At 66.0% G+C, this 22,909-nt stretch carries 21 protein-coding genes and 2 tRNA genes; 3 read left to right on the top strand and 20 right to left on the bottom strand.

What is annotated here, in order from left to right:
- Positions 1-29: 29 nt before the first annotated feature.
- The 6 genes from rplI to rnr all read right to left on the bottom strand — a co-directional run bounded on the left by rplI (position 30) and on the right by rnr (position 5,611).
- Complete coding sequence (rplI, locus tag LPB260_RS07970) at positions 30-476, bottom strand: 50S ribosomal protein L9 (RefSeq protein ID WP_208708160.1); 447 nt, start codon at positions 474-476, stop codon at positions 30-32.
- A 21-nt stretch (positions 477-497) separates the two neighbouring features.
- Positions 498-1,391, bottom strand: a complete 894-nt coding sequence (locus tag LPB260_RS07965; RefSeq protein ID WP_208708159.1) for a hypothetical protein — start codon at positions 1,389-1,391, stop codon at positions 498-500.
- 36 nt (positions 1,392-1,427) lie between these two features.
- A complete protein-coding gene (gene rpsR, locus LPB260_RS07960; protein WP_003246847.1) occupies positions 1,428-1,658 on the bottom strand; it encodes a 30S ribosomal protein S18 in 231 nt (76 codons plus the stop codon).
- A gap of 28 nt (positions 1,659-1,686) precedes the next feature.
- On the bottom strand, positions 1,687-2,112 hold the full coding sequence (rpsF, locus tag LPB260_RS07955) for a 30S ribosomal protein S6 (protein WP_208708158.1): 426 nt from the start codon (positions 2,110-2,112) through the stop codon (positions 1,687-1,689).
- A 212-nt stretch (positions 2,113-2,324) separates the two neighbouring features.
- Positions 2,325-3,080: a 23S rRNA (guanosine(2251)-2'-O)-methyltransferase RlmB gene (rlmB, locus tag LPB260_RS07950; protein ID WP_208708157.1), complete on the bottom strand. Its 756-nt coding sequence runs from the start codon at positions 3,078-3,080 to the stop codon at positions 2,325-2,327.
- Positions 3,077-5,611, bottom strand: coding sequence for a ribonuclease R (rnr, locus tag LPB260_RS07945; protein ID WP_208708156.1), 2,535 nt, complete (start codon positions 5,609-5,611; stop codon positions 3,077-3,079). The genes rlmB and rnr overlap by 4 nt, the downstream gene beginning before the upstream one ends.
- A 206-nt stretch (positions 5,612-5,817) precedes the next feature.
- On the opposite strand from rnr, the gene LPB260_RS07940 reads away from it, so the two are divergent.
- Both LPB260_RS07940 and LPB260_RS07935 read left to right on the top strand, forming a co-directional pair.
- Positions 5,818-5,904, top strand: a tRNA-Leu gene (locus LPB260_RS07940).
- Between the two features lie 80 nt (positions 5,905-5,984).
- Positions 5,985-6,071 (top strand) — tRNA-Leu (locus tag LPB260_RS07935).
- Between the two features lie 98 nt (positions 6,072-6,169).
- On the opposite strand, the gene LPB260_RS07930 is transcribed toward LPB260_RS07935, so the two are convergent.
- The 13 genes from LPB260_RS07930 to LPB260_RS07870 all read right to left on the bottom strand — a co-directional run bounded on the left by LPB260_RS07930 (position 6,170) and on the right by LPB260_RS07870 (position 21,190).
- Entirely contained in the window at positions 6,170-8,104 is a 1,935-nt protein-coding gene (locus LPB260_RS07930) for a methyl-accepting chemotaxis protein (protein WP_208708155.1), read from the bottom strand.
- Between the two features lie 142 nt (positions 8,105-8,246).
- Entirely contained in the window at positions 8,247-9,542 is a 1,296-nt protein-coding gene (locus LPB260_RS07925; protein WP_208708154.1) for an adenylosuccinate synthase, read from the bottom strand.
- 54 nt (positions 9,543-9,596) lie between these two features.
- Entirely contained in the window at positions 9,597-10,784 is a 1,188-nt protein-coding gene (locus tag LPB260_RS07920) for an ATP phosphoribosyltransferase regulatory subunit (protein ID WP_208708153.1), read from the bottom strand.
- Between the two features lie 37 nt (positions 10,785-10,821).
- The gene (locus LPB260_RS07915; RefSeq protein ID WP_208708152.1) at positions 10,822-11,007 is read right to left on the bottom strand and encodes a DUF2065 family protein; all 186 of its coding nucleotides are present in this window, start codon (positions 11,005-11,007) and stop codon (positions 10,822-10,824) included.
- 107 nt (positions 11,008-11,114) lie between these two features.
- The gene (hflC, locus tag LPB260_RS07910; RefSeq protein ID WP_208708151.1) at positions 11,115-11,984 is read right to left on the bottom strand and encodes a protease modulator HflC; all 870 of its coding nucleotides are present in this window, start codon (positions 11,982-11,984) and stop codon (positions 11,115-11,117) included.
- The gene (gene hflK / locus LPB260_RS07905; RefSeq protein ID WP_208708150.1) at positions 11,984-13,141 is read right to left on the bottom strand and encodes an FtsH protease activity modulator HflK; all 1,158 of its coding nucleotides are present in this window, start codon (positions 13,139-13,141) and stop codon (positions 11,984-11,986) included. Before hflK ends, hflC begins: the two co-directional genes overlap by 1 nt.
- Positions 13,142-13,238: 97 nt before the next feature.
- On the bottom strand, positions 13,239-14,540 hold the full coding sequence (hflX, locus tag LPB260_RS07900; RefSeq protein ID WP_208708149.1) for a ribosome rescue GTPase HflX: 1,302 nt from the start codon (positions 14,538-14,540) through the stop codon (positions 13,239-13,241).
- A gap of 13 nt (positions 14,541-14,553) precedes the next feature.
- Positions 14,554-14,814 (bottom strand): RNA chaperone Hfq, encoded by a 261-nt coding sequence (hfq, locus tag LPB260_RS07895; RefSeq protein ID WP_208708148.1) that lies wholly within the window; start codon positions 14,812-14,814, stop codon positions 14,554-14,556.
- A gap of 102 nt (positions 14,815-14,916) precedes the next feature.
- A complete protein-coding gene (miaA, locus tag LPB260_RS07890; RefSeq protein ID WP_208708147.1) occupies positions 14,917-15,891 on the bottom strand; it encodes a tRNA (adenosine(37)-N6)-dimethylallyltransferase MiaA in 975 nt (324 codons plus the stop codon).
- 30 nt (positions 15,892-15,921) lie between these two features.
- Positions 15,922-17,799 carry a DNA mismatch repair endonuclease MutL gene (mutL, locus tag LPB260_RS07885; protein WP_208708146.1) on the bottom strand — a complete coding sequence of 626 codons (1,878 nt, stop codon included), beginning with the start codon at positions 17,797-17,799 and terminating at the stop codon, positions 15,922-15,924.
- Positions 17,796-19,226, bottom strand: a complete 1,431-nt coding sequence (locus LPB260_RS07880) for an N-acetylmuramoyl-L-alanine amidase (RefSeq protein ID WP_371926122.1) — start codon at positions 19,224-19,226, stop codon at positions 17,796-17,798. The genes mutL and LPB260_RS07880 overlap by 4 nt, the downstream gene beginning before the upstream one ends.
- Before the next feature lie 9 nt (positions 19,227-19,235).
- Positions 19,236-19,703, bottom strand: a complete 468-nt coding sequence (gene tsaE, locus LPB260_RS07875) for a tRNA (adenosine(37)-N6)-threonylcarbamoyltransferase complex ATPase subunit type 1 TsaE (protein ID WP_208708144.1) — start codon at positions 19,701-19,703, stop codon at positions 19,236-19,238.
- On the bottom strand, positions 19,700-21,190 hold the full coding sequence (locus LPB260_RS07870) for an NAD(P)H-hydrate dehydratase (RefSeq protein ID WP_208708143.1): 1,491 nt from the start codon (positions 21,188-21,190) through the stop codon (positions 19,700-19,702). The genes tsaE and LPB260_RS07870 overlap by 4 nt, the downstream gene beginning before the upstream one ends.
- Positions 21,191-21,249: 59 nt before the next feature.
- Between LPB260_RS07870 and queG the strand changes: the two genes are divergently transcribed.
- On the top strand, positions 21,250-22,335 hold the full coding sequence (queG, locus tag LPB260_RS07865; RefSeq protein WP_208708142.1) for a tRNA epoxyqueuosine(34) reductase QueG: 1,086 nt from the start codon (positions 21,250-21,252) through the stop codon (positions 22,333-22,335).
- Here the strand turns inward: queG and orn are convergent.
- The gene (gene orn, locus LPB260_RS07860; RefSeq protein ID WP_208708141.1) at positions 22,332-22,874 is read right to left on the bottom strand and encodes an oligoribonuclease; all 543 of its coding nucleotides are present in this window, start codon (positions 22,872-22,874) and stop codon (positions 22,332-22,334) included. The two genes, queG and orn, sit on opposite strands and share 4 nt — an antisense overlap.
- Positions 22,875-22,909: the final 35 nt, after the last annotated feature.

Genomic DNA, 22,909 nt, shown 5'->3' with positions numbered 1-22,909 from the left:
CTGAGCGCAAGACCGCTTGGTCGCAAGCCTTAGGCGGCGACTACGACAACCTTGACGGTCGCCTCGACGTCGGTGTGCAGGTGCACAGCCACGTCGTATTCGCCAACCTGGCGAATGGTGCCGTTCGGCAGACGCACTTCAGCCTTGGCCACTTCCACGCCGGAGGCGGTCAGGGCGTCAGCGATGTCGTGGGTGCCGATGGAACCGAACAGCTTGCCCTCATCGCCCGCGGTGGCGGTGATGGTGACTTCCAGCTCGGCCAGCTGGGCGGCGCGAGTCTCGGCCGAAGCCTTCTTCTCGGCAGCCAGCTTTTCCAGCTCGGCGCGACGCGCTTCGAACGCAGCAACGTTCGCGGCGGTGGCGGCAGTAGCCTTGCCCTGCGGCAGCAGGTAGTTACGGCCGTAACCAGCCTTGACGTTCACTTTGTCGCCCAGGTTGCCCAGATTGGCGATTTTTTCCAGCAGGATGACTTCCATTTGGGTCTTACCTCTTAACTTTTAACCTTCACCGTCCGTGGGGCCAGCGCCGTGCTTGCGCGCAAAGCGACCACGAAAATCAAACAGACTGTCGACAATGGCCAGAACCACCAGTAACGGATAGGTCAGCTGCATGAACAACAGCAGCGTGATGTACAGCCCGACCAGCCAGAACTTGGCGAGTCGCCCTTGCGCCACCAGCCCGTGCAACAGGCCGATACCGGCAAACGCCAGCGGCACGCTGCACAGCGGTGTCAGCATTGCCATTTGCGGCCCGAGATTGGGGCCGAGCAGCAAGCCAACCAGCAACAACATCGCCGGCGCCGGCGGCAGTCGCAGGGCACGAAACTCGCGCCCGAAACCACCAGGGTTGTACAACAGCGCCTGCCAATAACGCCCAAGCATCAGGCTCAGCAGGCTGACGATCTGCAGCAAGGCTGCCAGCAATCCGGTCAGTACCGGTGCAATCAGGCTCTCCAGGCGCGCTCGCTCGTCCACCGACATCTGTTGGTGAACCCCATCGAGCATCTGCGGCAGGAGCTTCTGCAGCTCCCCCGCCATTGCCTCGATGGGTTCGCGGAACACCGCCCCCAAGACCAGCCCGTACACCAGGCCCAATGCCACGCTGCACAGCAGCACACGATTCCAGGACTGGCTGGCGCGCAACAACAACGCCAGCCCCAGCGCACCGAGCAACACCAACAAGGTGCGCGGTTCACCGAAATACCACCAGCCAATCGCCGGCAGCAGGGCCCAGGCGAGGATGCCCAGGGCATCACTCGAACCGCGCCGCAGAAGCACCAGGCTTCCCGCGGCAGCACTCAACCAGAACAGCAGCGGCAACGCCGCAGATCCCACCACCACCAGGGTGGCCTGCATGCGGCCGCGCATGATGAATTCAGCCAAGGCGCGCATGCGTTCTATCCCTTACTACTTGTCGAGCGTCCGATCTCAGCGGCCGTGGCTGTCGGTGTAGGGCAGCAGGGCCAGGAAGCGGGCGCGCTTGATAGCGGTGGCCAGCTGACGCTGATAACGAGCCTTGGTACCGGTGATACGGCTAGGAACGATCTTGCCGGTTTCCGAGATGTAGGCCTTCAGGGTGTTGAGATCTTTGAAATCGATCTCTTTCACGTCTTCAGCGGTGAAACGGCAGAATTTACGACGACGGAAGAAACGTGCCATGTGATTGGCTCCTCAATAGATCCGTGGATTACTCGTCAGCGTTGTCGCTGTCGTTGCTGTCGCTGTCATCGCTGCTGTCGTTGGACTCAGCGTTTTCAGGACGATCACGACGCTCGCGGCGCTCACTGCGGTTTTCTTCGGCCTTGAGCATCTCGGACTGACCGGTAACGGCTTCGTCGCGACGGATGACCAGGTTACGGATCACGGCATCGTTGTAACGGAAGTTGTCTTCCAGCTCGGCCAGGGCCTTGCCGGTGCACTCGACGTTGAGCATCACGTAGTGTGCTTTGTGGACGTTGTTGATGGCGTAAGCCAGCTGACGACGGCCCCAATCTTCCAGGCGGTGGATCTTGCCGCCGTCTTCTTCGATCAGCTTGGTGTAACGCTCGACCATGCCGCCGACTTGCTCGCTCTGGTCCGGGTGAACCAGAAAGATGATTTCGTAATGACGCATAAATGCTCCTTACGGGTTGTAGCCTGCCACGTGGCGCGGTCAGGCAAGGAGTGAATGACTCTGTGGGTCTTGCCGGCGGGAAGGCACGAAGGCGCCTGCCGCAGCGACAAGGGGCGCCATTCTAGAGAAGCCCCCCATCACAAGCAAGGCGCACTGGCGATTATTTGAACAGCGCGATAGCTACCGCCCCGCGCGAGCAGGGCGGTGCGACCTCAGGCCTTGGGCGCCTTGGCCCTGCGCTGGCGCAGCGCCTCGAACAGGCAGACGCCGGTGGCGACCGAGACATTCAGGCTGCTGACGCTGCCGGCCATCGGCAGGCGCACCAGGTAATCGCAATGCTCGCGGGTCAGGCGGCGCATGCCCTTGCCTTCTGCGCCCATGATCAGCACGGTCGGCCCGGTCAGGTCCTGCTGGTACAGCTCCTGCTCGGCCTCGCCGGCGGTGCCGACCACCCACAGACCGCGCTGCTGGAGCTTTTCCAGGCTGCGCGCGAGGTTGGTCACAGCCACCAGCGGCACCACCTCGGCTGCGCCACAGGCGACCTTGCGCACCGTGGCATTGAGCGTCGCCGACTTGTCCTTGGGCACGATCACCGCCAGGGCGCCAGCGGCATCGGCGGTGCGCAGGCAGGCGCCAAGGTTGTGCGGATCGGTCACGCCATCGAGCACCAGCAAAAGCGGCGGCCCCTCGGCGCGATCGAGCAGCTCCTCGAGCATCGCCTCGCCCCATACCTGACTGGGGCTGACATCAGCCACCACGCCCTGATGGACGCCCTCAACCCAGGCATCCATCTCGCGCCGCTCGCACTGACCGACGCTGACCCGCGCCTGCGCCGCCAGCTCGACCAGGACCTGCACCCGCGGATCGCTGCGCCCTTCGGCCAGCCATACCTGCTTCACCCGCTTGGGGTGGTGACGCAGCAACGCCTCCACGGCATGCAGGCCGTAGATCTTTTCCAACTGACTCATGATTTCGCCTTACGCTTGCGCGCCCCGCCTCCATTGCCGCCGGACTCCGCCTTCGGCGGCCCCTTGCGGTGCTTGCTGGGCTTGGCGCCCTTGCCCGCCTCGGCCTTGCCGGCGCGCCCCTTGGCGGACTTGGATTCGCTCAGCAGGGCCTTCTTCAGCTCACGACTTTTCTCGACGTCGGTGTTGCCCGCCGCCGCGCGCTCGCCACGGCGGCCACCCTTGGCCGGGGCCGACTCGAAGCCACCACGCCGGCGCCCGGCCGGCTCCGGAGTGGCGCTCACGACCAGTTCGAAGTCGATCTTGCGCTCATCCAGGTCGACTCGCATGACCTTGACCGCGACGCTGTCGCCGAGGCGGAAACTGCGCCCGCTGCGCTCGCCGGCCAGGCGGTGGTGCACCGGATCGAAGTGGTAGTAGTCGCCGGGCAGCGCGGTGACATGCACCAGGCCCTCGACGTAGATATCGGTCAGCTCGACGAACAGGCCGAAGCCGGTCACCGCGGTGATCACCCCAGGGAAGGTCTCGCCAACCCGATCCTTCATGAACTCGCACTTGAGCCAGTTCACCACATCGCGGGTCGCCTCGTCGGCGCGGCGCTCGGACATCGAGCACTGCTCGCCGAGCTGCTCCAGGGTCGGCTCGTCGTAGGGATAGATACGCGCCTTGGGCATGCTCACCGCGCCAGCGCGCTTGACGTGGGGGGTGTCCTGCTTGGAGCGGATCACGCTGCGGATCGCCCGATGGATCAGCAGATCCGGATAGCGGCGGATCGGCGAAGTGAAGTGGGCGTAGGCGTCGTAATTCAGGCCGAAGTGGCCGTGGTTATCAGCGCTGTACACCGCCTGACTCAGGGAGCGCAACATCACGGTCTGGATCAGGTGGTAGTCCGGGCGCTCGCGAATGTTCTCGAGCAGGGCCTGGTAGTCCTTTGGCGACGGCCCCTCCTTGGCCTTGCCACGATGCAGCGACAGCCCCAGCTCGGTGAGGAAGGCCTTGAGCTTTTCCAGGCGCTCGGGCGGCGGACCGTCGTGCACCCGGTACAGCGCCGGAATCTCATGCTTCTGCATGAACGCGGCGGTGGCCACGTTGGCCGCCAGCATGCACTCCTCGATCAGCTTGTGCGCATCGTTGCGCTGGGTCGGGCGGATCTCCGCGATCTTGCGCCCGGCGCCGAAGATAATGCGGGTTTCCTGGGTCTCGAAGTCGATGGCGCCGCGCTCATGACGCGCCGCCAGCAGCACCTGGTACAGCGAATAGAGCTGCTTGAGATGCGGCAGCACCTCCTTGTACTCACTACGTAGGGCCTTGCCTTCGCTGCTCTTGGGCTGCTCGAGCATGGCGCTGACCTTGTTGTAGGTCAGTCGTGCGTGGGAATGGATGACCGCTTCGTAGAAGCAGTAGTCGGTCATCTTGCCGGTCTTGGAGATACTGATCTCGCAAACCATCGCCAGGCGGTCGACCTGCGGATTGAGCGAGCACAGGCCGTTGGACAGTTCCTCGGGCAGCATCGGGATCACCCGCTCGGGGAAGTACACCGAGTTGCCGCGCACCTGGGCCTCGGCGTCCAGGGCCGAATCCACCTTCACATAGTGGGAGACGTCGGCGATCGCCACATAGAGCTTCCAGCCGCCAGAGAACAGGCGCCAGTTGCTACCGCTCTTCTCGCAGTAGACCGCGTCGTCGAAGTCGCGGGCGTCCTCGCCATCGATGGTGACGAACGGCAGGTGGCGCAGATCGATGCGCTTCTCCTTGTCCTTCTCCTCGACCTCTGGCTTGAGCTTGCGCGCCTCCTTGAGCACGGCCTCCGGCCAGACGTGCGGGATGTCGTAGCTGCGCAGGGCCACATCGATCTCCATGCCCGGCGCCATGTAGTTACCCACCACCTCGAGCACGTCGCCCTGGGGCTGGAAGCGCGGCGTCGGCCAGTGGGTGATCTTCACCTCGACGAACTGGCCCTGCTTGGCCCCGGCGTTGCGACCCGGGGTGACCAGCACTTCCTGCTGGATCTTCGGGTTGTCGGCGACCACGAAGCCGATGCCGCTCTCTTCGTAGTAACGCCCGACGATGGTCTCGTGGGCGCGGGCGATCACTTCGACAATCGCCCCCTCGCGGCGCCCGCGCCGATCGAGGCCGGAGACGCGTGCCAGGGCGCGGTCGCCATCGAATACCAGGCGCATCTGCGCCGGACTGAGGAACAGGTCATCACTGCCGTCGTCCGGCACGAGGAAGCCGAAACCATCGCGATGACCGCTGACCCGACCGAGAATCAGGTCCAGCTTGTCCACCGGCGCGTAGGTGCCGCGGCGGGTGTAAATCAGTTGACCATCGCGCTCCATGGCGCGCAGGCGGCGGCGCAGGGCTTCGATCTGCTCATCGGTGTCGAGACCGAACTCTTCGAGCAGCTGCTCGCGGTTAGCCGGCTCGCCGCGCTCGGCGAGATGCTGAAGGATCAGCTCGCGGCTGGGGATGGGGTTTTCATATTTTTCCGCTTCACGAGCGGCCTCGGGATCGAGGGATTGCCAATCGGCCATTAGAGGAGATTCACCTTTTCTATATAACTTCGGTTTGCCATATGTCTATTGAAGCGCGAAACCAGGGTTCGGGTCAGCCCGGCGCGCAGAATAAAATTTCTTGTCGCCTAGGGGTTTACAAGCCCCAAGAGCGACCGTATAGTTCGCGCCCACAGCGTCGAGCAGACGTTGTAACACGAAGTAGATGAGCAATCATCGATTTCAGTGCCCAGGTGGCGGAATTGGTAGACGCGCTGGTTTCAGGTATCAGTGATCGCAAGATCGTGGAAGTTCGAGTCTTCTCCTGGGCACCATTTTCAAACCGAGCTTAAGGTTCGGCGAGTAACAAACGGACGCAGTGATCCGTGTCGGCGACGATGAACATTGTAGCAGTGCCCAGGTGGCGGAATTGGTAGACGCGCTGGTTTCAGGTATCAGTGATCGCAAGATCGTGGAAGTTCGAGTCTTCTCCTGGGCACCAAATTTCAAAAAACCGAGCCAACGGCTCGGTTTTTTTATGCCTGTCATTTACCCCCTGCCCGCTCACTGCGCCACCAGCGCGGCGCAGTGAACAGCGCGCTACACGCGGAACTGCCCCAGACTGGCCCGCAGCCGCCCGGCCAGACCATCCAGCACTCGCCCGCTCTGCGCGGTCGCGGCCACCGCCTCGGCGGCACGCTGCGCCTCGGCATGAATCACCTCGACTCGCCCGCGCACCGCCTGCGCCCCCTCGGCCTGATGGGCCGCCGCCTGGGTCGCCGCATTGATGGCGCCATGCACCTCCTCCACCGCGGCCTGCACCGCCTGTTGCACGCGGGCACTCTCGCGCAGCGCCAGCAACCCCTTGTCGGCTTGCTGCCCCGCCTGAGCGATCACCCCGACAGCCTCTCGGGCGCCCTCCTGGAGCGCGCCGATATGGGCCTGGATATCCCCGGTCGACTGTTGCGTCTTGCTCGCCAGGGCCCGCACCTCGTCGGCGACCACGGCGAAACCGCGCCCACTCTCCCCGGCGCGCGCCGCCTCGATCGCCGCATTCAGCGCCAGCAAATTGGTCTGCTCGGCAATGCCATGGATCACCGTCAGCACCACCTCGATCTGCTCGCTCTGCCGCGCCAGGCGCTCGATCACCGCCGCGCCGTCACCGACCCGGCTCACCAACTCCTCGATGGAGCCTCCGACCCGGGTAGCGATGGCCGCGTTCTCGTCAGCCGCCTGGCGAATCGCCGCGACGCGCCGCAGCGCCTCCTGCATGGCCTGACTCTCCGCCTGCGCCTCGTCCGCCATCCGCTCCAGGGCCTGCAGGCTGCCGGCCACTTCATCGCGCTGACGCCCGGCAGCCGCCTCCGCCGCAACGCTGCGCGCCGCCAGCCCGGCAATCTCCTTGCTCGTCTGCACCGCCACCTCTCCTGCCTCGCGCACGATCGGCTGCAGCTTGGCGACGAAGCGATTGACCGCCGCCGCCATGTCACCAATCTCGTCACGACTGTCCAGCTCGACCCTCCGGGTCAAATCGCCTTCGCCCGCCGCCCAGTCGTTCAGCACGCCGATCAGGGTGTGCAGCTTGCTGACCACCCGGCGCCCCAGCACCAAGGCCAGCGCCAGAAGAATGCCCAGCCCGACCAGGGCCAACCCGAGACCGATATTCCAGCGCAGTTCGGCGGCGGCCGACTCGATCGCCTGGCGGCTGTTCTGACTCATGCTCTGCGCCACCTGTTGCGCACCGCCCAGGCGCGCCGCGAGGGCAGCGCCACTGTCGGCGGCCGCCTGACTCAGACCAGTAGACACCAGCTGGCCACTGCTGCCGATCAGCGCCGCGAAGCGCTGGTCCAGGGTCGCCAGCTCCTGCTCGACCTCGACGGTCGAGACACCCAGCACCACCTTGCCGATCGCCTCGCCCATGGGGCTGATGGCCGCCTCGGCGACATACACGCCCGCATCGCCGGCGGCGGCATTCAGCAGCTTGTCCAGGGCACCACGCCCTTGCCCCTTGGCGATCAACGCCTTGACCCGCGGGTCCTGCCGATTGACATGCCGGGTCAGGCGCTCGCCCTGGGCATCGAGATAGACCGCAAACAGCACACCTGGATTGCGATGGGCCATGCGCGACAGCTCGGTCAATGCCGGCACGTCGCCATCCCAGATGGCTTTAGGCGACACCGCAGCCAGCAGCTGCGCCTGGTCATCGGCCGACTGTCTGAGGTTACGCCCCAGAGCCTCGCGCACCTGATCCTGCTCGGCACTCAGGCGCTGCTTCAGGCCATCGGTGAGGCTGCCTTGCATGCGCACGGACAGCCCCTGCAGACCGCCCTGCACCTCCCGTCCAGCCGCTTCGAGGTCGGCCGACAGACGCTGGGTATCGGACCCCAGCCGCCCCCCAAGATCATCCACCAGCGCCCCTACGGTCGATCGCGTCAGCAGCACCGCAAGTACGACCTGCGCCAACAAGGCGACACCCAAGGCCAGGAACACCGGACGCAGCAGGCGGCTGCGCAGCAACAAGACGATGGCAGACACGGACAGGGCTCCTTCTCAGACCGTACAGACTGTAACGGCGACTTACGGGAATAATTGAATCCGGACAGCCGCGCAGCATATCGGCTCGCGGAAACGACAAAGGGCCGCACGAGGCGACCCTTTCCAGACAGCGTGCGCGCTATCAGGCGAATGGATGACGCAGCACGATGGTCTCGTTGCGGTCCGGCCCGGTGGAGATGATATCGATCGGCGCACCGACCAGCTCCTCGACACGCTTGATGTAAGCGCGCGCATTGGCCGGCAGCTCATCCAGGCTCTTGGCGCCGAGGGTCGACTCGCTCCAGCCCGGCACCTCCTCGTACACCGGCTGCAGACCGAGGTAGCTGTCGGCATCGGTCGGCGCATCGACCAGCACCTGGCCCTCGGCATCCTTATAGCCGGTGCAGATGCGGATGGTCTCCAGGCCGTCGAGCACGTCCAGCTTGGTCAGGCACAGACCGGAGATGCTGTTGATCTCGATTGCCCGACGCAGGATCACCGCGTCGAACCAACCGCAGCGACGGGCGCGACCAGTGGTGGCGCCGAACTCGTGACCACGCTTGGCGAGGAAGGCGCCGACGTCGTCGAACAGCTCGGTGGGGAACGGACCCGAACCGACCCGAGTGGTGTAGGCCTTGGTGATGCCGAGGATGTAATCCAGGTACATCGGGCCGAACCCGGAACCGGTGGCGATGCCACCAGCGGTGGTATTCGAGCTGGTCACGTAGGGATAGGTGCCGTGGTCGATATCCAGCAGCGAGCCCTGGGCACCCTCGAACATGATGTCCTTGTCCGCACGGCGCAGCTCATGCAGCACCGCAGTGACATCGGCCATCATCGGCTTGAGCAGCTCGGCGTATTCCATGCACTCGTCCAGAGTCTTCTGGAAGTCGATGGCCGGCTCCTTGTAGAAGTTCTGCAGGACGAAGTTGTGGTAATCCAGCAGCTCGCCGAGCTTGGCGGCGAAACGCTCGCGATGGAACAGGTCGCCGACACGCAGACCGCGACGCGCCACCTTGTCCTCGTAGGCCGGGCCGATACCGCGGCCGGTGGTGCCGATCTTGGCGTCGCCACGGGCCTTCTCGCGCGCCTGGTCGAGGGCCACGTGATAGGACAGGATCAGCGGGCAGGACGGGCTGATACGCAGACGCTCGCGCACCGGCACACCCTTCTCTTCCAGCTTGGTGATTTCGCGCATCAGCGCATCGGGCGCGACCACCACGCCGTTGCCGATCAGGCACTCGACGCCCTCACGCAGGATCCCCGAGGGGATCAGGTGCAGCACGGTCTTCTCCCCGTTGATCACCAGGGTATGGCCGGCATTGTGCCCGCCCTGATAACGCACCACCGCGGCGGCCTGCTCGGTCAGCAGGTCGACGATCTTGCCCTTGCCCTCATCGCCCCACTGGGTGCCCAGGACTACGACATTCTTACCCATAACACTTGTCCTCTTCGCGCAAGCTTGATGCCGACCGCAGCCGGCGGAAACGATTCAGGGCGCCAGCGGCGCCACCTGCCAACGGCCATCGCGCAGCAGCAACTGGCGATCGCAGCCAGCCTCATGCGCATCGCTCAATTCCTGGCCAGGCAAGGCCTGCACCACGCGCGAACCCTCGCCGCGCAGTCGCTGCACCGCCTGCCACAGAAATACATCATGGTTGTCCGGCGCCCAGATACCGGCCGGCTGCTCGCCGAGCGGCATCTGCCCCAAGCTGACCAGGGTCTTCAGGTCGGTGGAGAAACCGGTCGCCGGGCGCGCGCGACCGAAGTCGGCGCCGATATCGTCATACCGGCCGCCCTGGGCGATCGACTGACCGACGCCGGGGACGAACGCGGCGAACACCACGCCGGTGTGATAGTGATAGCCGCGCAGCTCGCCCAGGTCGAAGTACAGCGGCAATTCCGGATAGCGCAAGCTCAGCGCATCGGCGATCGCCAGCAGCTCGTCCAGCGCGGCATGCACCTCGTCCGGAGCCTCGACCAGACAGGCCTGCGCCAGGTCCAGCACTTCGCGGCCACCACACAGCTCGGCCAGGGCGCGCAGCATCTTGGCCATAGGCGCCGGCAGCGACTCGGTCAGCGCGGCGATTTCATCCACGGCCTTGCGCTGCAGCGCATCGAACAGCTGCTGCTCGATCTCGCCGGACAACCCGGCGGCGCGCGCCAGGCCGCGATAGATGCCGACATGGCCGAGGTCCATGTGCACGTCCGGCACCACGGCCAGCTCGAGGGTGTCCACCAGCAGGCTGATGACCTCGACGTCGCTGGCCGGGCTGGCGTCGCCGTACAGCTCGGCGCCGAGCTGGATCGGGCTGCGCGAAGTGGTCAGCGCACGCGGCTGGGCATGCAGCACACTGCCGGCGTAGCACAGACGACTCGGCCCCTCGCGACGCAGGGTATGGGCGTCGATGCGCGCCACCTGCGGCGTGATGTCGGCGCGAAAGCCCATCTGCCGCCCCGACAGCGGGTCGGTCACCTTGAAGGTGCGCAGGTCCAGGTCCTGGCCGGCGCCGGTAAGCAGCGACTCCAGGTACTCGATATGCGGCGTCACCACGAATTCATAGCCCCAGCGCTGGAACAGATCCAGCACCTGACGGCGCGCGACTTCGATGCGCGCCGCTTCCGGCGGCAGTACTTCTTCGATGCCATCTGGCAGTAGCCAGCGGTCTACCGTTGCCATTTCGCCATTCCCCTCTCGATCCGGGCGGCACAAGCCATCAGTGAAGCAAATAAAGGAGAGCCGTTCCCAGCAGCATGCTGGCCAGCCCCATCAGACGCAGTCGTCGATCCGACAGCCGTATCAGCTGCGCGACCGCTCCACGCCATTGGCGCGGATAGAGGAAGGGCAGGATGCCTTCCAGCACCAGCACGAGACAAATCGCGATGCCCAGTTCCTGCCACATGATTCCCACAGACGCAAAAAAGCCGGGATTTTCCCGGCTGCCGCATCATATCACGTTTTGCGCGATGGTCACCCCGACGACCGCCTGGCGGCCGTCGGGGGTCGGCCTCAGGGCTTGGACTTCTCCAGGTAACGGAAGAAGTCGCTCTTCGGGTCCAGCACCAGCACATCGCTCTTTTCCGCGAAGCTTTCACGGTAGGCCCGCAGACTGCGGTAGAAGGAGTAGAACTCCTGATCCTGACCATAAGCCTCGGCGTAGATGGCCGCTGCCTGGGCATCGCCATCACCGCGCAGCTCTTCCGCCTCGCGATAGGCTTCAGCCAGCAGCACCCGGCGCTGGCGGTCGGCGTCGGCGCGAATACCCTCGGCCAGCTCCTTACCCTTGGCGCGGTGCTCGCGGGCCTCACGCTCACGCTCCGAGCTCATGCGGTCGAACACGCTGCGGTTGACTTCCTTCGGCAGGTCGATGGTCTTGACCCGCACATCGACCACTTCGATACCCAGTTCGTTCTGCGCCGCGCGGTTCAGCGAAGCCGTGACGTCCGCCATCAGCGCATCGCGCTCGCCGGACACCGACTCGTGCAGGGTCCGCTTACCGAACTGGTCCCGCAGCGAAGCCTCCAGACGACGCGCCAGGCGCTCGTCGGCGATCTGCTTCATCCCCGAGGTGGCGGTGTAGTAGGCCTCGGCATCGAGCACCCGCCACTTGGCGAACGCATCGACCATCAGCGCCTTCTTCTCCAGGGTCAGGAAGCGTGAGCTGCTGGAATCGAGCGTCAGCAGGCGGCCATCGAACTTGCGCACCTGATTGACGTACGGAATCTTCACGTGCAGGCCAGGCTTCACATCCGGCTCGACGATCCGACCGAACTGCAACAGCACCGCACGCTCGGTTTGCGCAACGATATAGAAACTGTTCCAGGCGACGATCGCCAGCACGACGCCGACGATCAGGGCGATCAGCGATTTATTGCTCATCAGCGGCTCTCCCTCGTGCGCAGCTCAGGCTGACGCTGACCACTCGTACTCATGCGCGACCCCAGGTCGCCGACACCAGCACCCGAAATGGCGCTCGGCGCCGCACTGCTGCGGCCATCGATCATCTTGTCCAGCGGCAGGTAGAGCAGGTTGCTCTGGCCCTCGCCACCGGTGACCAGGACCTTGCTGGTGTTACCCATCATCTCCTGCATGGTGTCCAGGTACAGACGCTCGCGCGTCACCTCGGGCGCCTTGCGATACTCGGCGACCAGCTTGCTGAAGCGGTCCGCCTCACCCTGGGCGCGGGAGATCACCTCGTCGCGATAACCACTGGCATCCTCGATCATGCGCTGAGCCTGACCGCGCGCCTCGGGAACCACGCCATTGGCATAGGTTTCCGCCAGGTTCTTCTCGCGCTGCTCGTCCTCACGGGCACGGATCACGTCGTCGAACGCTTCCTGCACCTCACGCGGCGCCGCGGCGCTCTGCACGTTGACCTGGGTCACCAGGATGCCGGTGCGATAGGTGTCGAGGAAGCGCTGCAGGCGCTCCTTGACCTCGCTGGCCAGCAACTCACGACCTTCGGTCAGCACCTGGTCCATCTCGGTGGAGCCAACCACATGGCGCACGGCACTGTCGGTCGCATGCTGCAGGCTGATCTCCGGCTGATCGACATTGAGCACGAAGTCCTGCAGGTTGCTGATCTTGTACTGCACGGTCAGCGGCACCTCGATGATGTTCTCGTCCTCGGTGAGCATCTGCCCCTGCTTGCTGTAGGCACGCTCACGGGTGACGTTCTCCTGGAACTTGCGATCGATCGGCGGGAAATAGATGTTCAGGCCCGGACCGACTGTCTCGTAGTACTTGCCGAAGCGCAGCACCACCGCCTGCTCCTGCTCGTCGACCACGTAGATCGCGCTGTACAGCCAGACCAGCGCCAGCAGACCGAGGCCGACGAACAGCAGGCCGAAGCCGCCACTCTTGCCGGAGCCATCACCGCTGCCACGTTGCTTACCGCCACCGAACAAGCCGTTCAGGCTCTCCTGCAGCTTGCGGAAGGCCTCATCGAGATCCGGCGGCCCCTTGCGGTCGCCACCACGGCGTCCACCCCAAGGATCCTGATTGTTCGAGTTGCCACCCGGCTCATTCCAAGCCATAGCGCTCTCCATACTGATAAAGCAAAGACGCACCCACGGCGCGTCGGCCAATGCTACCGAATGCCCACCATCAGCGGCAAAGCCGCTGGTGCAGGCTTTATTGCAAAGTGTGTTGCTCGAGAAAGTCCTGCGGCTGCAGGCCCTCCCGACTGACCAGTCGATTCAGCTCGACGCGCGGCAGTCGCACCGCCAGCAAGCTGCTGCCATCCTCGGCATGTCCCTCGCTCTGCACCGCCCCCAACGCGAAGAACTGGGCGCGCAGGCGGCCCAGACGCTGGGGCAGGCACAATGTGCCGACGAACAGATCATTGCCCAACAGCTCGGCAATCGCCTGCTCCAGCAACGGCAGGCCCCGCCCGTCGCGAGCCGACAGCCAGACCCGCTGCGGCCGCCCATCGGCATCACGCTGGATCTGCGGCTCGACGCCTTCGAGCAGATCCAATTTGTTATACACCTCAAGCATAGGCAGTTCCTGGGCGCCAATCTCGCCCAGCACCGCGACCACCTGCTCGATCTGCGCCATGCGCTCAGGCTCATGGGCATCGATCACATGTAACAGCAGGTCGGAATTGCTCGACTCCTCCAGGGTTGCGCGAAACGCCTCGACCAGTTTGTGCGGCAGATGGCGAATGAAGCCCACCGTGTCGGCCAGGACGATCGGGCCGAGGTCATCCAGCTCCAGACGGCGCAAGGTCGGATCGAGGGTGGCGAACAACTGGTCGGCGGCGTAGACCTCCGAGGTCGTCAGGGCATTGAACAGGGTCGACTTGCCGGCGTTGGTATAACCAACCAGCGACACCGAGGGAATGTCCGCCCGCTTGCGCCCACGCCGGGCTTGCTCACGCTGGCTGCGTACCTTCTCCAGCTTCTGCTTGATCTGGCGAATACGCACCCGCAACAGACGCCGGTCGGTCTCCAGCTGGGTTTCACCCGGACCACGCAGACCGATACCGCCCTTCTGCCGCTCCAGGTGCGTCCAGCCGCGCACCAGGCGCGTACTCATGTGATCCAGCTGGGCCAGCTCGACCTGCAGCTTGCCCTCATGGGTACGCGCGCGCTGGGCGAAGATATCGAGAATCAACCCGGTACGATCGAGCACCCGACACTCGAAGACGCGCTCGAGGTTGCGTTCCTGACTGGGCGTGAGGACGTGATTGAAGATCACCAGATCGGCTTCGGCAGCCTTGACCAGGTCGCGCAACTCTTCGACCTTGCCGCTGCCGATCAGGTACTTGGCGGTCAGCCTGTTGCTCGGGACGCTAAGAAAAGCCACCGCATCAGCGCCGGCCGAGAGGGCCAGCTCCTGAAACTCTTGCGGATCTTCGCGCGCCTCGGAGTCTTGGCCTTCCAGATGAACCAGGATGGCCCGTTCACCACCTTCATGGCGCTCGAAGAACAATGCAGCCCCCTAATCAGGCGTTGCCAGGCTCGGCTTCAACCTGCTCGGACTCTGAAGCACTCGGCAGACGTACCGGGCGGCTCGGCACCACGGTGGAAATGGCATGTTTGTAGACCATCTGGCTGACAGTGTTCTTCAGCAGAATCACAAACTGGTCGAAGGACTCGATCTGACCCTGCAGCTTGATGCCGTTGACCAGGTAGATGGAAACCGGGACGCGTTCCTTACGCAGGGTATTGAGGTAAGGGTCTTGTAGCGAATGCCCTTTTGACATGTGCCGCACTCCTATAAAGGTCAAAAAACAATAATTTTTAATAAACCAACGAACGGCTTCAAGCAGTCTACCCCCCAAGGATAGACCGCCCATGGCAAGGTCTCAGGCCAATATGGAGACCGATGCCAGGTATTTCAAGGCGCGCGGCAGATTGTCGCAAGCCAGGCTGTCCAGCCAGTGCACGTCATCCCAGCCGCGCAGCCAGGTGAACTGCCGCTTGGCCAGCTGGCGCGTGGCGATGATGCCGCGCTCGCGCATCTGCGCCTCACTCAGGTTGCCATCCAGATATTCCCAGACCTGGCGATAACCCACCGCCCGTATAGACGGCAACCCGGCGTGCAAGTCACTTCGCCGACGCAGGCCTTCGACCTCTGCGACGAAGCCGTGTTCCAACATCGACTGAAAACGTTGCGCGATCCGCGCGTGCAGCACCTGTCGCTCTGCCGGCGCGATGGCCAACTGCGCCACAGTATAGGGGAATTGCCCCGCCGCGGGCCCTCCGCCGCCAGGAATTTGCGCCGCCTGACGCCGACGATGGGCGGTCATCGTCAGACCGCTCAGGCGATAGACCTCCAGCGCCCGGGTCAGGCGTTGCGGATCGTTGGGATGGATGCGCGCCGCCGACTCCGGGTCCACGGCCTGCAGCTCCCGATGCAACGCCGCCCACCCCTCGGCCTGGCCGCGCGCCTCCAGCTCGGCGCGCAGCTGCGGATCGGCACTGGGCATATCGGCCAGGCCTTCGAGCAGTGTCTTGTAGTACATCATGGTGCCGCCGACCAGCAGGGGAATGCGCCCCTGCGCGGTGATCTGCGCCATCGCCGCCAGGGCGTCGTCGCGGAACTCCGCCGCCGAGTAGCTTTCGGCCGGGTCGCGGATATCGATCAGACGGTGGGGGAATTCGGCCAGCACGGCCTTGTCTGGCTTGGCGGTACCGATGTCCATGCCGCGATAGATCAACGCCGAGTCGACGCTGATCAGCTCGCAGGGCAACACCCGCGCCAGCTCCAGGGCCAGGTCGGTCTTGCCGGCCGCGGTCGGCCCCATCAGGAATATCGCCGGCGGCAGGCGCTCAGACATGGTCAACCCTTTTCAGTGTGGCGCGGCCACCTAGCGACCACGCAGGAACAGCTTGTCGAGTTCGTCCATGCCCAGCTGCGTCCAGGTCGGCCGGCCGTGATTGCACTGGCCGCTGCGCTCGGTGTGCTCCATGTCGCGCAGCAACGCATTCATCTCCGGCAGGCTCAGACGGCGGTTGGCACGCACCGCACCATGGCAGGCCATGGTGCCGAGCAACTCGTTGAGATGCGCCTGAATCCGGTCGCTGCTGCCGTATTCGAGCAGGTCGGCCAGCACGTCGCGGACCAGCTGGGTCGCCTCGGCCTGTTTGAGCAACGCGGGGATCTGCCGGATCGCCAGACTCTCCGGGCCGAGGCGCTGCAGCTCGAAGCCCAGGCGCTGGAACCAGGCCGCGTGCTCCTCGGCGCAGTCGGCCTCGCGCTGACTGACGGCCAGCGACTCGGGCACCAGCAGCGGCTGGCTGCGCAAGCCCTCGCTGGCCATGGCGATCTTGAGCCGCTCGTAGGTGATGCGCTCATGGGCCGCATGCATGTCGACCAGCACCAGGCCCTGGACGTTCTCGGCGAGGATGTACACGCCCTTGAGCTGGGCAATCGCATAACCGAGCGGCGGCACCTCGCCCTGACTCTCGGGCAGTCCGGCAGGCGCCGAAGCCGACGGCAGTGGCGCGAAATACTCGCGATAGGCGCCGCGCGCCTCGGCCGCCGGCAATGCCGGCTCGGACCGCGGCGCCTGGTAGCCGGCGCCCGCCGATTGCCACACGGAAGCCCCCTGCGGACGCTCCAGCGTGCTGGCGGCCAAGCCGATCTCCCCCTGGGGGCCGAACTCGCCCGCCGCCTGGCCGCTCGGGCGTACCACGGCGTCGACCGCCGCCGGCGCCGCCAGCTGATCCTCGGGCCTCACCTCGCCCAGCGAGCGATGCAGGGTGCCGTAGAGGAAATCGTGAACCATGCGGCTGTCGCGAAACCGCACCTCGTGCTTGGTCGGGTGCACGTTGACGTCGACCACCGCCGGGTCGATGTCCAGGAACAGCACGAAGGTCGGGTGCCGACCATTGAACAGCACGTCGCGATAGGCCTGACGCACCGCGTGGGCGACCAGTTTGTCGCGGATCATCCGCCCATTGACATAGAAATACTGCAGGTCGGCCTGGCTGCGCGAGAAGGTCGGCAGCCCGACCCAGCCCCACAGGTGCAGGCCGTTGCGTTCGATCTCGATCGGCAGCGCCTGCTCGAGAAAGGCCGGCCCGCAGACGGCGGCGACCCGGCGCGCGCGACCCACTTCGTCATTGGCCTCATGCAGCGCCAGCACCGCCTTGCCGTTGTGACGCAGATGGAAGGCCACGTCGAAGCGCGCCAGGGCCAGGCGTTTGATGACCTCCTGCAGGTGTTCGAACTCGGTCTTCTCGGTGCGCAGGAACTTGCGCCGCGCCGGGGTATTGAAGAACAGGTCGCGCACCTCCACCGTGGTGCCGACCGGATGCGCCGCCGGCTGCACCCGCGGCTGCATGTCGCGCCCCTCGGTCTCCACCTGCCAGGCCTGCTCGGCGCCTGCGGTGCGCGAGGTCAGGGTCAGGCGGGCGACCGAGCTGATCGAGGCCAGGGCCTCGCCACGAAAGCCCAGGCTCATGACCTGCTCGAGATCGTCCAGCTCGCGAATCTTGCTGGTGGCGTGGCGCGCCAGCGCCAGGGGCAGGTCGTCCGGGGCGATGCCGCTGCCATCGTCGCGCACGCGCAGCAGCTTGATGCCGCCCTGCTCGACGTCCACCTCGATGCGCCGGGCGCCGGAGTCCAGGCTGTTCTCCAGCAACTCCTTGATCACCGAGGCCGGCCGCTCGACCACCTCGCCGGCGGCGATCTGGTTGGCCAGCCGCGGACTGAGCAGCTGGATGCGCGCCGCGCCACTCATGGCTGGGCCGCCAGCGCGGTGGCCGGAATCTGCAGGGTCTGCCCGGCCTGGATCAGGTCGGAACGCAGGGCATTGGCACTGCGCAGGGCGGCCAGGCTGATCTGGTAGCGCTGGGCGATCAGGGCCAGGCTCTCGCCGGAGCTGACCACGTGCTCGCGCGGCCCCTGGGCGATCTTGCCGTTGTCACGCAGCCAAGCGATGTAGGTGCCCGGCGGCGGATTCTGCTGGAAGAACTGCCGCACCCCGGTGAGGATCGAGCGCGACATAGCCTGCTGATAGCTCGAGGTGGCCAGCTTGCGTGCCTCGCCGGGATTGGAGATGAAGCCCGTCTCAACCAGGATCGACGGAATATCCGGCGACTTCAGCACCATGAAGCCGGCCTGTTCGACCCGACGCTTGTGCAGATGGGTGATCTGCCCCATGTTGCTCAGCACCTTCTGCCCGACGTTCAGACTCGAAGACAGCGAGGCGGTCATCGACAAATCCAGCAGCACGCTGGCGAGCATCTTGTCCTTGTCGTCGAGGCTGACGTTGCCGGCACCGCCGATCAGGTCCGACTGGTTCTCCGAGTCGGCCAGCCAACGCGCCGTCTCCGAAGTAGCGCCGCGGTCCGAAAGGGCATACACCGACGCGCCCGAAGCCGAGGCCCGCGGAGCCGCATCGGCATGGATGGAGACGAACAGGTCGGCGCCCTTCTTGCGGGCGATCTCGGTGCGCCGGCGCAGGGGGATGAAGTAGTCGCCGGTGCGCACCAGCTCGGCGCGGAACCCCTTCTCGGCATTGATCTGCCGTTGCAGTTCCTTGGCGATGGCCAGGGTTACATGCTTCTCGTACTGGCCCTTGACCGGCGACAAGGCGCCCGGATCTTCACCACCGTGGCCGGCGTCGATGGCGATGACAATGTCGCGCTTTCCCCCGGGCACCGGGGTGGGCTTAGGCGGCGCCTGGGTCGGCGTGACCGGCACCGGCGCGCTGCTGGCGGTCGCAGTCGAGGGCAGGCTGGGCGCTGCGCCGGATTCCTGGTCGTACAGGTCGACGACCAGGCGATGGCCGTATTGCTGGTTCGGCGCCAGGGTGAAGCTCTTCGGCGTGACCGGCGCCGCCAGGTCGATCACCACGCGCAGGTCATCGGCGGTGCGCTGGGCCGAGCGCACGCCGGTGATCGGCGTATTGCTCAGGGCCAGCTGGTCGAACTGGGTGGCCAGTTTGGCACCGCTGACATCGATGACGATGCGCTCCGGGGCGCTGAGGGTGAATACGCTGTGCTGCACCGGCCCGGACAGGTCGAAGACCAGGCGGGTGTTATCCGGGGCCCGCCACAGCCGGACGCTGCGTACATCCGAAGCGGCAAAAACCTCGGCGGCGAACGCCGCCATTACCACCCCTACCGCGATGAAACGCGCGCCTATGCGCATAGCCAACCCCATACGTTCTAATCATGCTCCGATGGCCAGGGCGGCACACCAGGCTTCGCCGCGCGCGCTGTGCGCCTGCAGGCGCAGCGAACGGCCGGCCGCTTGCGGGCTAATGGTAATGTCCAGGTCGGCCTTTGGCAAAATGCCCGCACCACGCTGCGGCCACTCCACCAGACACAAAGCATCCCCGGCGAAGTAGTCGCGGATGCCGAGAAACTCCAGTTCTTCCGGATCGACCAGGCGATACAGGTCGAAGTGATAGGCCCGCGCCCCATCGATTTCATAGGGTTCGACCAGGGTGAAGGTCGGGCTTTTCACCGCGCCGACATGGCCCAGGCCGCGGATGATGCCGCGCGCCAGGGTGGTCTTGCCGGCACCCAGGTCGCCGTGCAGGTAGATCACACCCACCCCCTTGCTGGCCTGGGCGATGGCCGCCCCCAGGGCGTACATGGCCGGTTCATCGGCGGCGTAGCGTTGTATTTCGGTCACGCGCACTGCTCCTGCATCAACTGACGAATGGCGTCGCACAAATCGCTCGCCGCCAACCCACACCCCTTATCGGCCAGCATTTCGCCGGCCCGCGCATGCAGCCAGACCGCCAGGCTGGCCGCCGCCAGCGGCGCCAGCCCCTGCCCCAACAGGGCGCCGATCAGCCCGGCGAGCACATCGCCCAGGCCGGCCCCGGCCATCGCCGGATGGCCGCGATCGCACAGCAGCAGGCTGCCGTCCGGGTCGGCGACCAGGGTGCCAGCGCCCTTCAAGACGCACACCGCCCGGTAACGTCGCGCCAGCTGCAGCGCGGCCGCGGGGCGGTCGGCCTGCACCTCGGCGGTGCTGACGCCGAGCAGGCGCGCCGCCTCGCCGGGATGCGGGGTGATCACGCAGCCGCTCGGCAGGCCGACCGCGCCGCTGGCCAGCAGGTTGAGCGCATCGGCATCCCACACCTGGGGCGCCGTCGCGGCGGCGGCGGCCGACAGCAGGCTGCGGCCCCAGGCGCCCTGGCCCAGCCCCGGGCCGACCACCCAGACGCTGGCGGCCGAGCCGAGCGCCAGCAACTGGTTGGCCGAGGCCACCGCCGCACTCATCACCTCGGGCAGACGCGCCTGCGCCGCCGCCAGGTGATCGCCACGGCTGGCCAGGGACACCATCCCGGCGCCGCCGCGCAAGGCGCTCTGCGCCGCCAGCAGGGCCGCCCCGGCATAACCACGCTCACCGCCCACCACCAGCACATGGCCGAGCAGGCCCTTGTGCACCGTGCGCGGCCGCGCCGGCAAGCGCGGCAGATTGCCCGGGGCCAGGCGCTGGGCGACCCTGGCCTGGCTCGCGACCAGCTGCGGGTCGGCCTGCAGGTCGTCATAGGCCAGCTCGCCGACCCAGTCCAGCGCCGCCCCGGTGAACAGGCCGATCTTCAGGCCGATCAGGGTCACCGTCAGCTGGGCGCGCACCGCCACGCCCAGCACCTGGCCGCTGTCGGCGCACAGCCCCGAGGGGATATCCACCGCCAAAACCGGCGCGCCACTGGCATTGAGCTGGCGAATGGCCTGGGCGTAGGGCTCGCGTACCGCGCCGCGCAGACCGGTGCCGAGCAGCGCATCGACCACCACCCCCTCCAGCGCCGCGCACTCGCTCCAGGCCTGCACCGTTACGCCGGCGCCCTGCGCCTCGTCGCGCGCGCGCGCCGCGTCGCCCTGCAGTTGCCCCGGATCGCCGAGCGCCAGCACCCGCACGCGCCAGCCGGCATGCTGGGCCAGGGCGGCGAGCAGATAGCCATCGCCGGCGTTGTTGCCGCGCCCGGCCAACACGGTGACCGCCCCGACGTCCGGCCAGCGACGGCGCAGGGCCCGCCACAGGCCATGGGCGGCGCGACTCATCAGCTCGAAGCCGGAGGTGCCGGCGGCGATCAGCCGGGCGTCGAGCGCGCGCACCTGGGCTGCGCTGTAAAGGGCAAGGGGAAGATTGTCTGGCGAATGCGGCATGCGTCGGCTCCGATGTCTGGCAGAATTATACCCACCTCCACTCAGGTTTCCCGCCCAGCATGTCCGTCTCCAGCGCCGATCTCGCCACCCTCGCCCAGTCGATCAAGGACTGGGGCCGCGAGCTGGGTTTCCAGCAGGTCGGTATCGCCGGCCTGGAACTGGGCGAGCACGAGGCGCACCTGCAGCGCTGGCTGGACGCCGGCTACCAGGGCGAGATGGACTATATGGCCGCCCACGGCAGCAAGCGCTCGCACCCCGAGCAGCTGGTGCCTGGCACCCTGCGGGTGGTGTCGCTGCGCATGGACTACCTGCCCGGCGACACCCGCATGGCCGAGCGCCTGGGCCAGCCGGAAACAGCCTACGTATCGCGCTACGCCCTGGGCCGCGACTACCACAAGCTGATCCGCAAGCGCCTGCAGCAGCTGGCCGAGCGCATCCAGCAGGCGATCGGCCCGTTCGGCTACCGCGCCTTCGTCGACAGCGCCCCGGTGCTGGAGAAGGCTATCGCCGAGCAGGCGGGCCTGGGCTGGATCGGCAAGAACACCCTGGTGCTCAATCGCAAGGCCGGCAGCTACTTCTTCCTCGGCGAGCTGTTCGTCGACATTCCCCTGCCGGTCGATGCGCCCCACGCCAGCGAGCACTGCGGGCGCTGCACGGCTTGCCTGGACATCTGCCCGACCGACGCCTTCGTCAGTCCCTACCAGCTGGATGCGCGGCGCTGCATCTCCTACCTGACCATCGAGCTGAAGGGGCCTATCCCCCTTGATCTGCGCGCGCCGATCGGCAACCGCGTGTTCGGCTGCGACGACTGCCAGATGGTCTGCCCGTGGAATCGCTTCGCCCGCCCCACCGGGCAGGGCGACTTCCAGCCCCGCCACGGCCTGGACAACGCCGGGCTGGCCGAACTGTTCCGCTGGAGCGAGGAAGAATTCCTCAGCCGCACCGAAGGCTCGCCACTGCGCCGCGCCGGCTATGAGCGCTGGCTGCGCAACCTGGCGGTCGGCCTGGGCAACGCGCCCTCGAGCATCCCGGTGCTCGAGGCGCTGGAGGCGCGCCGCGAGCATCCCTCGGCGCTGGTGCGCGAGCATATCGAATGGGCGCTGGCCCGGCACGCCGAGCGCGGCGCACCGGTAAAAGGCGCTTAGGCCTTGAGGAAGTGCTCGCGGTAATACTTGAGCTCGGCGATCGACTCGCGGATGTCGTCCAGCGCCTGATGGCTGGCCTTCTTCTGGAACCCGGCCTTGAGCTGCGGGGCCCAGCGATCGGCGAGGATCTTCAGGGTAGTGACATCCAGGTAGCGGTAGTGGAAATAGGCTTCCAGCTCCGGCATGTAGCGGTAGAGGAAGCGCCGGTCCTGAGCGATGCTGTTGCCGCAGATCGGCGAGCTGCCCTTGGGCACCCACTGCTCGAGGAAGGCCAGGGTCTGCGCCTCGGCCTCGGCCGGGCCGACCTTGCTGTCGCGCACGCGCTGAGTCAGGCCACTCTCGCCATGGGTGCGGGTGTTCCACTCGTCCATGCCGGCGAGCGCCTCATCACTCTGGTGCACCGCGATCACCGGCCCCTCGGCCAACACGTTGAGTTCGCTGTCGGTAACGATGGTGGCCATCTCGATGATGAGGTCTTTCTCCGGATCCAGACCGGTCATTTCCAGGTCGATCCAGATCAGGTTCTGTGGGTTCTGCATGTTGCGCTCCTCGGCTTGGATCGCCAGTTTAGCGA

It is taken from the genome of Pseudomonas sp. LPB0260 (genome assembly GCF_013388395.1).
Note: the sequence above shows the minus strand (reverse complement) of the source record. Positions and strands in the feature narration are given on the sequence as shown.

What these genes read in the sequence shown, in the direction of transcription:
- rplI (WP_208708160.1), bottom strand. Translation starts at nt 476, where the DNA reads ATGGAAGTCATCCTGCTGGAAAAAATCGCCAATCTGGGCAACCTGGGC.
- LPB260_RS07965 (WP_208708159.1), bottom strand. Translation starts at nt 1,391, where the DNA reads ATGCGCGCCTTGGCTGAATTCATCATGCGCGGCCGCATGCAGGCCACC.
- rpsR (WP_003246847.1), bottom strand. Translation starts at nt 1,658, where the DNA reads ATGGCACGTTTCTTCCGTCGTCGTAAATTCTGCCGTTTCACCGCTGAA.
- rpsF (WP_208708158.1), bottom strand. Translation starts at nt 2,112, where the DNA reads ATGCGTCATTACGAAATCATCTTTCTGGTTCACCCGGACCAGAGCGAG.
- rlmB (WP_208708157.1), bottom strand. Translation starts at nt 3,080, where the DNA reads ATGAGTCAGTTGGAAAAGATCTACGGCCTGCATGCCGTGGAGGCGTTG.
- rnr (WP_208708156.1), bottom strand. Translation starts at nt 5,611, where the DNA reads ATGGCCGATTGGCAATCCCTCGATCCCGAGGCCGCTCGTGAAGCGGAA.
- LPB260_RS07925 (WP_208708154.1), bottom strand. Translation starts at nt 9,542, where the DNA reads ATGGGTAAGAATGTCGTAGTCCTGGGCACCCAGTGGGGCGATGAGGGC.
- LPB260_RS07920 (WP_208708153.1), bottom strand. Translation starts at nt 10,784, where the DNA reads ATGGCAACGGTAGACCGCTGGCTACTGCCAGATGGCATCGAAGAAGTA.
- LPB260_RS07915 (WP_208708152.1), bottom strand. Translation starts at nt 11,007, where the DNA reads ATGTGGCAGGAACTGGGCATCGCGATTTGTCTCGTGCTGGTGCTGGAA.
- hflC (WP_208708151.1), bottom strand. Translation starts at nt 11,984, where the DNA reads ATGAGCAATAAATCGCTGATCGCCCTGATCGTCGGCGTCGTGCTGGCG.
- hflK (WP_208708150.1), bottom strand. Translation starts at nt 13,141, where the DNA reads ATGGCTTGGAATGAGCCGGGTGGCAACTCGAACAATCAGGATCCTTGG.
- hfq (WP_208708148.1), bottom strand. Translation starts at nt 14,814, where the DNA reads ATGTCAAAAGGGCATTCGCTACAAGACCCTTACCTCAATACCCTGCGT.
- miaA (WP_208708147.1), bottom strand. Translation starts at nt 15,891, where the DNA reads ATGTCTGAGCGCCTGCCGCCGGCGATATTCCTGATGGGGCCGACCGCG.
- mutL (WP_208708146.1), bottom strand. Translation starts at nt 17,799, where the DNA reads ATGAGTGGCGCGGCGCGCATCCAGCTGCTCAGTCCGCGGCTGGCCAAC.
- LPB260_RS07880 (WP_371926122.1), bottom strand. Translation starts at nt 19,226, where the DNA reads ATGGGGTTGGCTATGCGCATAGGCGCGCGTTTCATCGCGGTAGGGGTG.
- LPB260_RS07870 (WP_208708143.1), bottom strand. Translation starts at nt 21,190, where the DNA reads ATGCCGCATTCGCCAGACAATCTTCCCCTTGCCCTTTACAGCGCAGCC.
- queG (WP_208708142.1), top strand. Translation starts at nt 21,250, where the DNA reads ATGTCCGTCTCCAGCGCCGATCTCGCCACCCTCGCCCAGTCGATCAAG.
- orn (WP_208708141.1), bottom strand. Translation starts at nt 22,874, where the DNA reads ATGCAGAACCCACAGAACCTGATCTGGATCGACCTGGAAATGACCGGT.